This window comes from Oceanobacillus kapialis, assembly GCF_044790185.1.
Taxonomy (GTDB): domain Bacteria; phylum Bacillota; class Bacilli; order Bacillales; family Amphibacillaceae; genus Oceanobacillus_B; species Oceanobacillus_B kapialis.
On the sequence record NZ_CP085256.1, the window covers coordinates 3,709,270 to 3,723,016 of the forward strand.

Annotated in this window: 14 protein-coding genes; 2 read left to right on the forward strand and 12 right to left on the reverse strand. The window is 40.9% G+C overall.

The genetic code is table 11. The features are described 5' to 3' along the window. Nucleotides 1–2: 2 nt before the first annotated feature. The 8 genes from yycF to LG273_RS19125 all read right to left on the reverse strand — a co-directional run bounded on the left by yycF (nt 3) and on the right by LG273_RS19125 (nt 9,728). Nucleotides 3–707, reverse strand: coding sequence for a response regulator YycF (yycF, locus tag LG273_RS19090; protein WP_379559993.1), 705 nt, complete (start codon nt 705–707; stop codon nt 3–5). Nucleotides 708–1,018: 311 nt separating this feature from the next. Further along, a complete protein-coding gene (locus LG273_RS19095) occupies nt 1,019–2,308 on the reverse strand; it encodes an adenylosuccinate synthase (protein WP_404456848.1) in 1,290 nt (429 codons plus the stop codon). A gap of 508 nt (nt 2,309–2,816) precedes the next feature. Beyond that, on the reverse strand, nt 2,817–3,269 hold the full coding sequence (tnpA, locus tag LG273_RS19100; RefSeq protein ID WP_404456851.1) for an IS200/IS605 family transposase: 453 nt from the start codon (nt 3,267–3,269) through the stop codon (nt 2,817–2,819). 183 nt (nt 3,270–3,452) lie between these two features. Then, on the reverse strand, nt 3,453–4,676 hold the full coding sequence (locus tag LG273_RS19105) for an ISL3 family transposase (RefSeq protein ID WP_119578682.1): 1,224 nt from the start codon (nt 4,674–4,676) through the stop codon (nt 3,453–3,455). Between the two features lie 162 nt (nt 4,677–4,838). Beyond that, nucleotides 4,839–6,206, reverse strand: a complete 1,368-nt coding sequence (gene dnaB, locus LG273_RS19110) for a replicative DNA helicase (protein ID WP_379559991.1) — start codon at nt 6,204–6,206, stop codon at nt 4,839–4,841. 125 nt (nt 6,207–6,331) lie between these two features. Then, nucleotides 6,332–6,778 carry a 50S ribosomal protein L9 gene (gene rplI, locus LG273_RS19115; protein WP_379559989.1) on the reverse strand — a complete coding sequence of 149 codons (447 nt, stop codon included), beginning with the start codon at nt 6,776–6,778 and terminating at the stop codon, nt 6,332–6,334. After that, nucleotides 6,775–8,745 (reverse strand): DHH family phosphoesterase, encoded by a 1,971-nt coding sequence (locus LG273_RS19120; RefSeq protein ID WP_379559988.1) that lies wholly within the window; start codon nt 8,743–8,745, stop codon nt 6,775–6,777. The genes rplI and LG273_RS19120 overlap by 4 nt, the downstream gene beginning before the upstream one ends. 38 nt (nt 8,746–8,783) lie before the next feature. Next, the gene (locus LG273_RS19125; protein WP_404456856.1) at nt 8,784–9,728 is read right to left on the reverse strand and encodes a YybS family protein; all 945 of its coding nucleotides are present in this window, start codon (nt 9,726–9,728) and stop codon (nt 8,784–8,786) included. A gap of 345 nt (nt 9,729–10,073) precedes the next feature. Here LG273_RS19125 and LG273_RS19130 point away from each other — a divergent pair, with 345 nt between their 5' ends. Beyond that, on the forward strand, nt 10,074–10,556 hold the full coding sequence (locus tag LG273_RS19130; protein WP_404456860.1) for a DUF1189 family protein: 483 nt from the start codon (nt 10,074–10,076) through the stop codon (nt 10,554–10,556). Nucleotides 10,557–10,594: 38 nt separating this feature from the next. Further along, nucleotides 10,595–11,377 (forward strand): molybdate ABC transporter substrate-binding protein, encoded by a 783-nt coding sequence (gene modA, locus LG273_RS19135; RefSeq protein WP_404456863.1) that lies wholly within the window; start codon nt 10,595–10,597, stop codon nt 11,375–11,377. A 49-nt stretch (nt 11,378–11,426) separates the two neighbouring features. Here modA and rpsR read toward each other — a convergent pair whose 3' ends face one another. The 4 genes from rpsR to ychF form a co-directional block, all read right to left on the reverse strand. Next, nucleotides 11,427–11,657, reverse strand: a complete 231-nt coding sequence (gene rpsR, locus LG273_RS19140) for a 30S ribosomal protein S18 (RefSeq protein WP_036578084.1) — start codon at nt 11,655–11,657, stop codon at nt 11,427–11,429. A 22-nt stretch (nt 11,658–11,679) separates the two neighbouring features. Continuing rightward, nucleotides 11,680–12,165, reverse strand: coding sequence for a single-stranded DNA-binding protein (ssb, locus tag LG273_RS19145; RefSeq protein WP_379559983.1), 486 nt, complete (start codon nt 12,163–12,165; stop codon nt 11,680–11,682). A gap of 15 nt (nt 12,166–12,180) precedes the next feature. Then, a complete protein-coding gene (gene rpsF / locus LG273_RS19150) occupies nt 12,181–12,471 on the reverse strand; it encodes a 30S ribosomal protein S6 (protein WP_379559982.1) in 291 nt (96 codons plus the stop codon). Nucleotides 12,472–12,643: 172 nt separating this feature from the next. After that, nucleotides 12,644–13,744, reverse strand: a complete 1,101-nt coding sequence (gene ychF, locus LG273_RS19155; RefSeq protein WP_379559981.1) for a redox-regulated ATPase YchF — start codon at nt 13,742–13,744, stop codon at nt 12,644–12,646. Between the last annotated feature and the right edge of the window lie 3 nt (nt 13,745–13,747).

The window sequence follows — 13,747 nt, forward strand, 5'->3', positions numbered from 1 at the left end:
CATTACTCCTGCTCAGGATTACGTAGATAATAACCAACACCTCTTCGGGTGACAATCCAAGTCGGGTTACTTGGATTTTCTTCAATTTTTTCACGAAGGCGACGAACTGTTACGTCGACTGTGCGCACATCACCAAAATAGTCATAGCCCCATACAGTCTCAAGTAAATGCTCTCTTGTCATTACCTGCCCAATATGGCGGGCTAAATAGTGAAGCAACTCAAACTCACGATGGGTCAGTTCGATCTGTTCTCCATCTCTTGAAACGACATAAGCATCTGGGTGGATAACAAGGCTTCCAATAACAATATCCTTGGTTGCTTTTACCGTGTCATCTGGAGCTGCTTGTTGTCTCCGTAAGTTTGCTTTTACTCGGGCGATGACTTCGCGATTACTGAATGGCTTTGTCACATAGTCATCTGCTCCTAATTCTAAGCCTAGCACCTTATCAATTTCTGCATCTTTTGCGGTCAACATAATAATCGGCATCATTTGTGTTTTACGAATTTCACGGCAAACTTCATTACCATCCTTATTTGGCAGCATTATATCTAGTAAAATTAAATCAGGCTTCTCTGCTTCTGCTACTTGAATGGCTTCATCCCCATCATGTGCAAGCACGACCTCATAGCCTTCTTTCTCAAGGTTGAATTTTAATATATCTGCAATTGGCTGTTCATCATCAACGACTAATATCTTTTGACTCATTTTTGCCACATCCTTTTTCTACATACTTACTACAAGAGGATTTAAAACATCGCCTGATCGGCAAATTAGGCTGATAGTAGTCCATTTTACTACTTTAAGCCTACTTCTCCTCATTTTAAAACACTTACCTCTATTCTATCGTACTTTTGGGCAAATGTCTTTACCTGCCCATTACTCTTTAAAAAGCAATTTTACTGATTTTGGGAAAACGTAGTTCTCGCGGATGGGGAAGTAAGGGAAGAAAAAATCAGCCGTAATGGAAAGCCTTATTCGATAAGACTTTCTATATGGCTGATTCTTTAACATGCAGATTAACTGCTATATACACTACGTACTACATTTGTTTGACTACGGTCAGGACCAACGGAGAAAACAGAAAGCGGGATTTCTGTTAGTTGGGAAATTCGTTCTAAATAATGGCGGGCATTTGCCGGTAGTTCATGCAAGCTTTTAACCCCTGTAATATCCTCTGTCCAGCCAGGCATTTCTTCATAAACTGGCTCACATTCAGCTAGTGCAGAAAGGCTTGCAGGGAATTCATTGATAACTTCCCCTTTATAGCGATACGCTACACAGATCTTCAATGTTTCAATTCCTGTCAGAACATCAATCGAGTTTAGCGACAGGTCTGTAATCCCACTAACACGACGTGCATGGCGAACTACCACACTATCAAACCAGCCAACACGACGTGGTCTACCAGTTGTCGTCCCATACTCACGGCCTACTTCTCTAATTTGGTCGGCAACTTCGTCATGTAACTCTGTCGGGAACGGGCCATCTCCAACACGTGTTGTATACGCTTTTGATACACCAACAACATGGTTGATTTTGGTCGGACCAACACCAGAACCAATCGTAACGCCTCCAGCAATCGGGTTAGAGGAGGTAACAAATGGATAGGTTCCTTGGTCAATGTCGAGCATAACACCTTGAGCACCTTCAAATAGAACTCTGCGCCCTTCATCAAGTGCATCGTTAAGTACTACGGAAGTATCACAAACGTATTTTGCCATTTGCTGTCCGTATTCATAGTACTCATCGAGAATTTCTTCCACTTGGATTGGATCTACTTCATACACCTTTTCAAATAGGCGGTTCTTTTCTTTTAGGTTTTGCTCGAGCTTGTCACGGAAGACATCCTTATCCATAAGGTCAGCAATTCGGATACCCATACGGGCTGCTTTATCCATATAAGCTGGGCCAATTCCTTTTTTGGTTGTCCCAATTTTATTAATTCCTTTTTCTTCTTCTTGTAAAATATCTAGTTTTAAATGATATGGCAGGATAACATGTGCGCGATTGCTAATTCGCAAATTATCTGTTGATACATTGCGTTCATGCAGGTAAGCAATCTCCTCGACAAACGCTTTCGGATCAATAACCATTCCATTTCCAAGTACGCAAATTTTATCTTCAAAGAAAATTCCGGATGGTATCAAATGTAATTTATACGTAACATCATCAAATTTAATGGTATGTCCAGCATTGTTACCACCTTGATATCTGGCAACCACTTCGGCATTTTGCGATAAGAAGTCGGTAATCTTTCCTTTCCCTTCATCGCCCCATTGTGTTCCAACTACTACTACTGAGGACATAGCGCACCTCCACAAAAATTTTATATTATATGTTATTTCTTTAAATACCATCGTAATTTTATCAATATTTTTGCTTGCAGTCAATGTGAAATACGAACAATTATATTAATATGCGGATTATTGTTCGTGATAGTTATCTATCTTTTATTTACTTTGTGCTAAATCAATACATTCCATACCTTTTTCGTAGTATGGGGTTTGTTAGTGTGGATTGGATGGGTGGGGGTGACATTGTAGGATGGGGCGCTACTTTTTGGAGTTGGTGCGCGACTCTGCAGGGTGGCGATCGCCTTCTCAGGGCTGGCGCGCGACTCAGTACGGTTGACGATCGGCTTCCCAGTCTTAATGTGCGACTCAACACGATTTACGCGCGACTTCCAATTCCACACATACGGAGTAACTATCCGCCCGTAAAACGGGCGGTTTTAGTTTCGCCCTATAAGGGCACTTTACCAACGAGGCCCCTAAAGGGGCTTCGAAATTGACCGTCAACCGTTTATATTCCTATCTATTTTTTAAATGGATCGACGTATTCACGTTTACTCATGTTGTCTCGTAGTCTATCCTCAGATTCCTGTTCACGAATGTACTTTGCCACCGTTTTTTGATTGAGCCCCACTGTACTGACATAGTAACCTTTTGCCCAAAATGTGCGGTTCCCATGGTTGTACTTTAGGTTTGCATGTCTGTCGTGAATCATTAAAGAGCTTTTACCTTTTAAGTAACCCATAAAGTAAGATACTGACATCTTTGGTGGTATTTTCACCAGCATATGGTTGTGGTCGGGCATGGCATGAGCCTCGATAATTTCTACATCTTTCATCTCACATAAACGCCTTAAGATCACCCCGATGTCTCTTCTTAATTTGCCATAAATTACTTTCCTTCTATACTTGGGTATAAAGACTATGTGATACTTACAATTCCATCGGGTGTGTGATAAACTATTGTCACTCGACATGAGTAGATCTCCTTTCTGTATATAGAGTCGGTTTGACGGCCAACTCTATTATACCGAAAGGAGTTTTTTCTGTTACAACTCTACAAGTTGAATTCTCACACAGGCAGAGCCTGTGGTTTTAAAACCAGTAATAAAAAAGGGTTCTAAGTCAAATGTTGGGGTGAGCTAACGCTCACTCCTTCTTTATGCGACTCGCCCATTTATATTTTTATATTGATGATGTAATAATACTCTCATTCTAAACCGATCAAAACGACGGTATCCAAAAGCATTCCTCTTTATTACTTTCGTTTGGTTGTTAATCCCCTCCACATACCCATTATGTAAATTAAAGGCAAAGCTATTCATAATCTCTTTTTGCCAATTTTGAAAGGTTTCCATGGCCTTTTTAAATTCCTCAATTCCAGACGCTTTTACCAAGTCGTAAAACTCATACAAACGTTCTTTGACTGCCGTTAAATTAGAAGGCCCTAGGGCCTTTGCTTCTTCAAACCAAAGCCGAAAAGCTTCTTTTAATTGGTATGCTGTCCGCAAGGTATCAGACATTTTCAAGTAACGTTCCAGATACCAGCGTTGTTTCTCCGTTAAATCTTCATGCTTCTTATTAAACACATGTTTCATCCGCTTACACTTTTTACGATCGTAGTCGCTAAATTGCTTTTGTTCTTTTCTCCTTACACGCTCAAGTGCCCAATAAATATGCCGACAGAAATGAAAACGGTCAGCTACTACAATAGGTTTCCCTAATGCTTGGTCCACAGCTGCTTTGAAGGAATGGCTCATGTCCATTACAACTTTTTCTACTTTCTGACCATGCTCTCTTAGATAAGCCTCTACCGTTTCTTTTTTCCTATCCGGCAATATCTCGAGGGGCTTCCGATCCACCGGATCGGCAATAATGGTTTGGTATTTTTCTCCGTCTGAATCTCCCTTATATTCATCAATAGCGATTACAGAAGGTAACTCCCGTGTTTCCTCCAAAAAGCTAGATCCCACTTTATCAAACCTACGCATTACAGTAGTTGCGGAAGTGTTAAATCGAGAGGCAATTGCTTTAAAGTTTTTTCCATGAATTAGCTCTAACGCAATAGCTTGCTTTAGTTCTTTGGACTGCCGTTGATAGCGTTCTACCAATGAGTTATTTTCATAAAAACGCCTTTTACATTGTGGGTGTTCACATTTATAGCGACGTTTACGGTAAAAAATTAGCGTCTCTCTCATAAACAGTTTTGAGTGCTGTATCTTTTGAGTGCGGTAATCGTGCACCTTTTGTGTTAGGGTATTACACGTTGGACAACGATGGGGCTTGGCATCCAGTTCCACATGCAGCTGAAAAACTCCACCATTTTCAATCGTTTTTTTAATACGAAACTCTTCTAAACCTGGGAAAGAAATGTTAAAATTCACTTACACGCAACTCCTTTTGTTATTGTTTTGTGGTTAAAACAAGTCTAACAAAATTCGGAGTTTGCGTGTTTTATTTAGCTGAATTTTCTCTGTACCCCAACATATATTATAGAGCCTAAAAAAGCAGCCCCTCCAATGGAAGGGCTGCTCATCGCATTATCGTTATACTGGAACCGGTGGAACGTCGCTTTCGGAGTAGCGGTGATCCAGGTCCACGAACTTATTATATTCTTTTACGAATGCCAGCTCCACGTTACCGACTGGACCATTACGTTGTTTGGAAATGATGATTTCAATAATGTTCTGTTTCTCTGATTCTGTATCATAATAATCATCACGGTAAAGGAAGCCAACGATATCGGCATCCTGCTCAATACTCCCTGATTCACGAAGGTCGGACATCATCGGACGTTTATCCTGTCTTGATTCCACACCACGGGATAACTGGGAAAGGGCGATAAGTGGAACATTTAACTCACGGGCAAGCCCTTTTAAGGAACGGGAAATTTCCGATACTTCCTGTTGTCGGTTTTCCTTGGAATTCGCGCTCCCCTGGATAAGCTGCAGGTAATCAATTAAAATCATCCCAAGGCCGTGCTCCTGTTTTAAACGACGGCATTTCGAACGGATATCGGCTACACGGATACCAGGAGTATCATCAATATAAATACCGGCATTGGAGAGACTCCCCATCGCCATGGTGAGCTTACTCCAGTCGTCCGCCTGTAATTGACCATTACGCATCCGCTGTGCATCAATATTTCCCTCTGCACAGAGCATACGCTGTACGAGCTGGTCTGCTCCCATCTCCAAACTGAAAATCGCTACATTTTCATCCGTATTTACGGCTACGTTCTGTGCTACGTTTAGCGCAAAGGCTGTTTTACCAACTGACGGACGGGCAGCAACGATAATCAAATCATTTCGTTGGAACCCTGACGTAATTCTATCTAAATCGCGGAAGCCCGTCGGTATACCTGTAACGTCAGCACTTTGATGGTGCAATTGTTCAATATTGTCATAGACATCAATTAGCACATCTTTTATGGCTTTAAAGGCACCGGAGTTTTTGCGGCCAGAAACCTCTAAGATCGTTTTCTCTGCCTCATTTAAAACATCTTCTACTTCATCCTCACGCTCAAACCCAGAAGTTACGATATCTGTCGCAGAACGTATTAAACGGCGAAGTATGGCTTTTTCATCAACAATTTTACAATAGTAGCCGATATTGGCGGAGGTAGGGACACTTTCAGCCACCTCGGAAAGATAGGTTACACCGCCTGCTTCCTCTAGCTGCTTGGCATTGTGTAAGTAGGTGGTAACTGTCACTACATCAATCGGTTCGCCTCTGTCAGCAAGCTTCATCATCGCAGCAAAAATACGCTGGTGAGCCGCTCTGTAGAAATCCTCTGGCATTAACAGCTCAGAAGCTGTGGAAAACGCCTCTGGATCTAAAAAAATGGCACCAATAATCGATTGTTCTGCTTCAATATTATGTGGTGGTCTACGATCACTCCATGTGTCACTCATAGTACCCCGCCTCCTTTCCTTAGTGATTTCATGATAGAAGGCCCACCTTTTACAAGTGAGCCCTCCTTAAAACCAGATACAAAGACAGCATTTCTCGTTAATAAGCTTTTCATCACGAGTGTTGCTTACTTTTCTGCAACATGTACTTTAATTGATCCGGATACCTCTGGGTGTAGTTTAACCGGTACGGTCGTATAACCAAGTGCGCGGATCGGCTCGTCGAGTTCAATCTTACGCTTATCAATTTTATAGCCATGCTCTTTTTGTAAGGTTTCGGCAATTTGCTTGCTCGTAATGGAACCGAAAAGCCTACCATTATCGCCGGATTTCGCTTTTAGTTCAACTGTAAGATCCGCGAGTGTATCTTTTAGGTCCATTGCTTCTTCTTTTTCTTGTTGTTCTAGTTGCTCATTCTTTTTCTGTTTCGCCTCTAAAGCTTTTAAATTAGCATTCGTAGCTTCCTCAGCCAGATTATTTTTCAAAAGGTAGTTCCGAGCATAACCATCGGAAACATTTTTTACTTCACCTTTTTTGCCTTTACCTTTTACGTCTTTTAGTAAAATTACTTTCATTCAGCTTCTCTCCCCTCATAATACTCTTCTAAAATATCTTTAAGCAGCTTTTCTGCTTCATCTATCGTTGTGTCCTCTATTTGCGTAGCGGCATTGGTTAAGTGACCGCCACCATTCATTTTTTCCATGATTACCTGTACATTTACTTCACCCAATGAACGAGCGCTAATTCCTATTCTACCATCTTTTCGCTCGGAAATGACAAATGATGCGTTAATTCCACTCATTGTCAATAATGTGTCAGCAGCCTGAGCAATTAACACTGGGCCGTAAGACTTGCCTGCATCAGCTTTTGATATCGCAATATGCTTCCGGTACACCTCAGCTCGTTCAATTAACTTACTGCGCTCAATGTATAAATCTAGATCTTCCTTAAGAAATTGTTGGACAAGCACAGTATCCGCACCTTTAGCTCTCAAATAAGAGGCTGCATCAAAGGTTCTGGAGCCTGTTCGTAAGGTAAAGCTCTTCGTATCTACAATAATTCCTGCAAGCAGTGCAGTGGCTTCGAGCATTTTTAACTTCAACTTTTTCGGCTGATATTCTAATAACTCTGTAACCAACTCGGCAGTAGAAGAGGCATATGGTTCCATATAGACAAGGGTTGGATTGTCGATAAACTCTTCTGCTCTTCGGTGATGGTCAATGACAACCTTATATTCTGTTTGGTGAAGCAGGTCTTCGCTGGCAACCATGGATGGTTTATGTGTATCCACCACCACTACTAAACTTCTGTTGCCTGTAAGGGACTCTGCTTCTTCTGGTTCGATAAAATGCTGCCAGACACTTTCTTCCTCTTTTATAGCATCCACTAAACGATATACACCCGTATCTATGTCATCTGGGTCAAAGACAATATAGCCCTCTACATCATTAGACTTGGCAATATTTAAAATACCAATTGCGGCACCGAGTGAATCCATATCTGGAGATTTATGTCCCATAATGATTACATTGTCACTTGCCCGCACTAACTCTTTCAAGGCATGGGAGATAACGCGCGCTCTTACCCTTGTTCGTTTTTCCATCGGGTTCGTTTTTCCGCCATAAAATCTTACTTTACCGGAGTCATCTTTAATTGCCACCTGGTCGCCACCACGTCCAAGGGCTAAATCAAGGCTCGATTGAGCAAGTTCGCCTAAGGTGGGCAGATCAACATCTCCTTGGCCAACGCCGATACTAAGGGTAATTGGGTTGTTTTGTTCACCACTTATTTCTCGAACCTCGTCCAGAATATCGAATTTCACCTTTTCAAGCTGCTGCAGTATATCCTTTGTGCCAACTGCCAGGAATCGTTCCTGTGACGTACGCTTTAGATAAAGTCCATAAGAATTGGACCATTTATTTAGTACCTCTGTTACTCTTGAATTTAGCTGACTCTTACTCGTGTCATCCATGTTTTGGGTGATTTCTTCATAGTTATCTAAGAAGATAAAAGCTAATACGGTTTGATCATCGTGATAGAGCTGCTGTAATTCAGCCTGCTTCGTTCGATCAAACAGGTATAGCAACCGTTCGTCCTTTTTCACCGTAGTTTGGAACTCATATCCTTCCAGGTGAAACCATATACTTTCTTTATTCTCTTTAATCATAGGAATAAGATCTTCAGATAATTGCTGAAGTGAATCACCAACAAGGGTATCCTCTGCGAATTGATTCATATAAGGATTGGCCCATTCGATGGTATAGTCCTCGTTGTATAAGATAATTCCAAACGGCATCTCAAGCAGAGCCTCTTCACCGACTCGCTTAATTCGGTAGGATAGTGTTGTAATATACTGTTCTGCTTCATCCTGCAGTGTTCTCTCCGTCCGAATGCTGTAATAAAAGGACGCCCCCAATAGCAATGTCATAATAAGACCAAGCACCCATTGGAAATACCATATTACAACAAGTAATACGATGGATAACAAGTAAATAATCCACAAATGACTGCTTAGCAAGGGGTTCTTCTTTCCATCTGGCATTTTCATCAGCTCCTACTGCTTAAAACCATTTTTTGAGATTATTCATCTTTTTTGGCAAGGCGGTCTCTCATCCCAAACCCTAAATCGATAATCCCTATGAATCGCACAAGAAACAGTAAAAGTGTTGGGAAAAGAAGGGTGAGTACGACACTGAAAACAGGAATTGCTTTAGACATTTTCTTATGATGCGCATAAAAGAATATGAAGGAAAATCCCTGTAGAGTCATTAGTAGCCCTGTTAAAACAAGTATGTTCTGGGCTCCAGTATATAAGAAACTGTTCGTGTCACCAACTAAAAACGACCCTATTAATGCAAAGAAATATACCCAAATTAGGGATGTCGGAAAACGTAACGTTCTAAACGGTGGAAACCGTAGCTCTCTTTTATCAAGTCGATTAATCATCTTATAACTGAGCCATTGGCTGATAAAGGCCATTATCACCGCACCGCCTACAAGCATAACAGGTAATAAGCTTACAATTTGATCAATTGTTTGCCCCATCATCTCTTCTGCCTGTTGCTGATCGGATAATCCGAAATCACCAAGCGTTTCAAAGGTAGCATCCATTGAAGCATTCATTTGCTGTTCAATTTCTTGCGCCCAATTCACATCAAACACCATTTGTGTAAAAACAAAGGCAAATAGCAAACCGAAGATAAATCCAAAGGTCCCTCTCGCCCATGTTTCATGTGCCGAAAGCTTGCGGAATATCGCTGCACCGATCATGATGCCACCAGCTCCCATTAGAACCGTGACAGGCAAACCTAAAACAGTTGCAATAAGTATGGAAATAACAGTGGCTCCCAGCCACATTACGATAGCAGGCTTCCACCCGTGCCTTGCCGTAAAAACAACAAAAGGTATAGGCAGGAGTACCATTGCGATAATTGATATAACAGGAGCAAATACTCCGATAAGCAATAATATGGCATATATTGCAATCATCATTGCTCCATCTACTATAATTTTAGATTGATTCATTTTGCACCCCATCTAATTTTAAACAATTATTCTTCCACTTTAACATATATCCCCCCACCTTATTGCTCGGCAAGATGTAAGCAGTAAAGTAGGGGGAAGCTTCATTCGCCTAATGCTAAATCAAAGCGGACAAAAAGATTACCTTGCTATTATGATAACACGTTTTTAATTGAAAGGCTTGTCGAAAACAGTAGAAAATATTATTTCCCGGGGAATATTCTGTTGCAACTTGTAGTGCTTCATACGCTATTTATTACATTGTTAGGAAAAAGTCATGCTTTTTCATTTATGTCGCTTTATTTTCCTTTATAATAGAAGGTAGACTATAAAATAAGGATGAATGTTATGAAATTCCGCCATGTTTTTCTGCAAAGCCTTAAACTCCCAAGTAAGAAAGCTACTTTCCAGCTAAATCGCGTTGGTATGGACATTGCGATCCTTTATATGTTTATTCTATTAATACTTGTCTCCATTCCTGCTTTTATAAATCGACTCGCAGGGAATAGTGGTATATCAGCAGACATGAATATCGTCTTCCTCATTATCTACTTTTTTATATTTTACTACTTGCCCTTGGTAATTTTCGTCTGTATCGGATTATCTGTCATTTCTTATATAGGAGTAGGTATTGCAAAACTAATGGACCGGAAGCTGCAATTTCCCTTGCTATGGAAAATGAGTGTATTTATCGCAACGATTCCGTTTATTCTATATATGATTATTGCTTTACTCATTCCAGTAGATGATGTTCTATTAGGTGTTTTTTTCTTGTACATTTTTATCATGCTATATATAATCATTCGTATTTATCCGAAACGAAGGAAGTAGGAACAAAAACATTTTAGTTAGGAGCAGGATTATTTCTTATGAGGCTTTTTTTAATCTTATTAATAGGCTTAGTCAGTTTAACCGCTTGCTCGAACGACCCCAATGATTCATTTATAAAATCAACTGAAGAAACGCACTTATTACTAGCAGCGACCTCCAGCATGTCTCACGTTTTACCAGATGTAATAGAGGCATTTGAAGAGGAAAACCCCTATATTACCATTACGGTCGATTACGGGCCCTCGGGAGAGCTTGCTCAGCAAATTCAACAAGGGGCACCTGTAGATTTATTCATTTCAGGTAACCAGGAATGGATGGATATGTTAGCGGACCAATCGATGATTGTCGCAGATTCGAGAACAAATTTTGCTACTAACCAATTGGTGTTCGCTGGAACAGCTGGAGAAGATGTAAGCATATCATCACTAGAAGCGTTACAGCAGGGGACCTTTGATAAAATTGTACTTGGACAGCCCGAGACCTCTCCTGTCGGTACTTATGCAAAACAGGCCTTACAATCCGCTAATCTTTGGGAACCTTTATCTGATTCCTTCTTATACGCAAAAGACCTTGCCCAGGTAGTAACATTTATCGAATCAGGAAAAGTGGATGCTGGGTTTGTCTATTATTCCGATGTAATAGAAACGGACCGTGTTGAGATGATCTTCCCAGTCGATTCCGAGCTCCACAATCCTATCGAGTTCCCAGCAGCAATTACAACCATTAGTACGAATCATGCAGATTCAGATAGGTTCATTACGTATTTAAAAAGTGATGAAGCTGCAACTATTTTAGAAGAGCACGGATTTAACAGGGAATAGCAAAAAAACCTCCAGACCCTTAAACGGAATCTGGAGGTTTTTTATAACATTACTCTGCTACGAATGGTAACAATGCCATTGTACGAGCACGTTTAATTGCTACAGTCAATTTACGTTGGTATTTTGCAGAAGTTCCAGTTACACGACGAGGAAGAATTTTTCCGCGTTCAGAAATGAAACGTCTTAGCAAATCTACATCTTTGTAATCGATGTGTGTAATTCCATTAGCTGTGAAGTAACACACTTTACGACGCTTTGCGCGTCCGCGACGAGCTGCCATTGATAACCCTCCTTTTTACATTCTAGAATGGTAAATCATCGTCTGATATATCGATAGGCTCCCCATTATTTCGGAATGGGTCGTCCTGATTTTGATTCTGGTTTTGGTTCTGATTAGGCTGATACTGATTTTGGTTCCGGTTTTGTTGTTGGAAACCTGGATTGTCTTGCCCTCTGTTCTGGGAAGAACCTTTTGTTTCCAAGAATTGAACACTATCTGCAACAATTTCTGTTACAAATACTGTTTTACCATCCTGGCCGTCAAAAGTACGTGTTTGCACACGACCATCAACACCAATCATGCTTCCTTTTTTCATAAAGTTCGCAAGGTTTTCCGCAGGTCTTCTCCAAACGACACAGTTAATGAAATCAGCTTCACGATTGCCTTGCTGATTGGAAAATGGACGATTAACTGCAATCGTAAAATTGGCTACAGCCACTCCGTTGGGTGTATAACGTAAATCAGGATCCTTCGTTAACCTGCCAACTAGTACGACACGATTTAACATCAGAACCACTCCCTATTATTGATCATCTTCTCGAACTGCAATATGACGAATAATATCATCAGAGAATTTCGCAAGGCGATCAAATTCATTTACTGCATTTTCATCACCGCTGAAATTAATGACTACATAATATCCATCACGATAGTCTTTGATTTCATAAGCAAGACGTTTCTTGCCTTTTTCATCAACTTTTTCAATCTCCGCGCCATTATCTGTAAGAATACCATTGAAACGCTCAATCAAAGCTGTTTGAGCTTCCTCTTCCATGTCTGGGCGGATGATGTACATGATTTCGTATTTTCTCATCCGTTACACCTCCTTTTGGTCTTAGCGGCCCTTATTTTTTGTCCGACCTGAAGCCAGTCTCACTAAGGGCAAGGAGTAATCGTAATAATAATTACTCACAATAGTGTATTATACCAAATCTTAAATGAAATAACAAGGTTTCGAGAGATCCTTTTTTCGTTATACGGTTTTATTAAACATTGAAACGGAAATGGATCACATCGCCGTCCTTTACGATGTACTCCTTACCTTCCAAGCGAACTTTCCCATTTTCTTTTGCTTGCCCCATTGTACCAGCTGCCACAAGATCTTCATATGAAACGGTCTCCGCACGGATAAAGCCTCTTTCAAAGTCTGTATGAATGATACCTGCTGCCTGAGGTGCTTTCATGCCTTCACGGAATGTCCAAGCACGCACTTCCTGCTCCCCTGCAGTAAAATAAGTAGCTAATCCTAATAAGTGATAGGATGCTTTAATAAGCTTATCAAGACCTGATTCGGTAATGCCGAGTTCTTCTAAGAACATTTCTTTTTCTTCCTGGTCGAGCTCTGAAATCTCTTCTTCAATTTTAGCACAAATGACAATCACTTCTGCATTTTCCGCTGCTGCAAATTCCCTTACCTTCTGAACATTTTCATTGCTGTCCGGATCTGCAACTTCTTCCTCACTAACATTCGCCACATAAAGCGTTGGCTTTGCTGTTAATAAATGAAGACCTTTGACAATTTTCCAATGGTCTTCAGAGAATTCTAAGGCACGGGCAGGCTTTTCCTCTTCCAAACCGTCTTTTAGCTTCGCTAGTACTTCCTGTTCTGCGACAGCATCCTTGTCCTTCTGTCTTGCCAGCTTTTCCACGCGCTGAAGACGTTTGTTTACGGTTTCGAGATCCGCTAAAATGAGCTCTAAGTTAATGATCTCAATGTCATCTATTGGATCTATTTTTCCGGAAACATGCGTGATGTTATCATCCTGGAAACAGCGAACTACCTGACAAATTGCATCCACCTGGCGGATATGGGAAAGGAATTGGTTTCCCAGTCCTTCTCCTTTGCTAGCACCTTTTACAATACCTGCAATATCTGTAAATTCAAATGCAGTAGGGACCGTTTTCTTCGGGTTTACTAATTCTGTTAATTTATTTAAGCGCTCATCGGGTACTTCCACAATTCCTACATTGGGATCAATTGTTGCAAACGGGTAGTTGGCAGCTTCTGCTCCCGCTTGTGTAATTGCATTAAACAACGTAGATTTTCCGACATTCGGAAGTCCGACAATTCCTGCTGTTAAAGCCATACA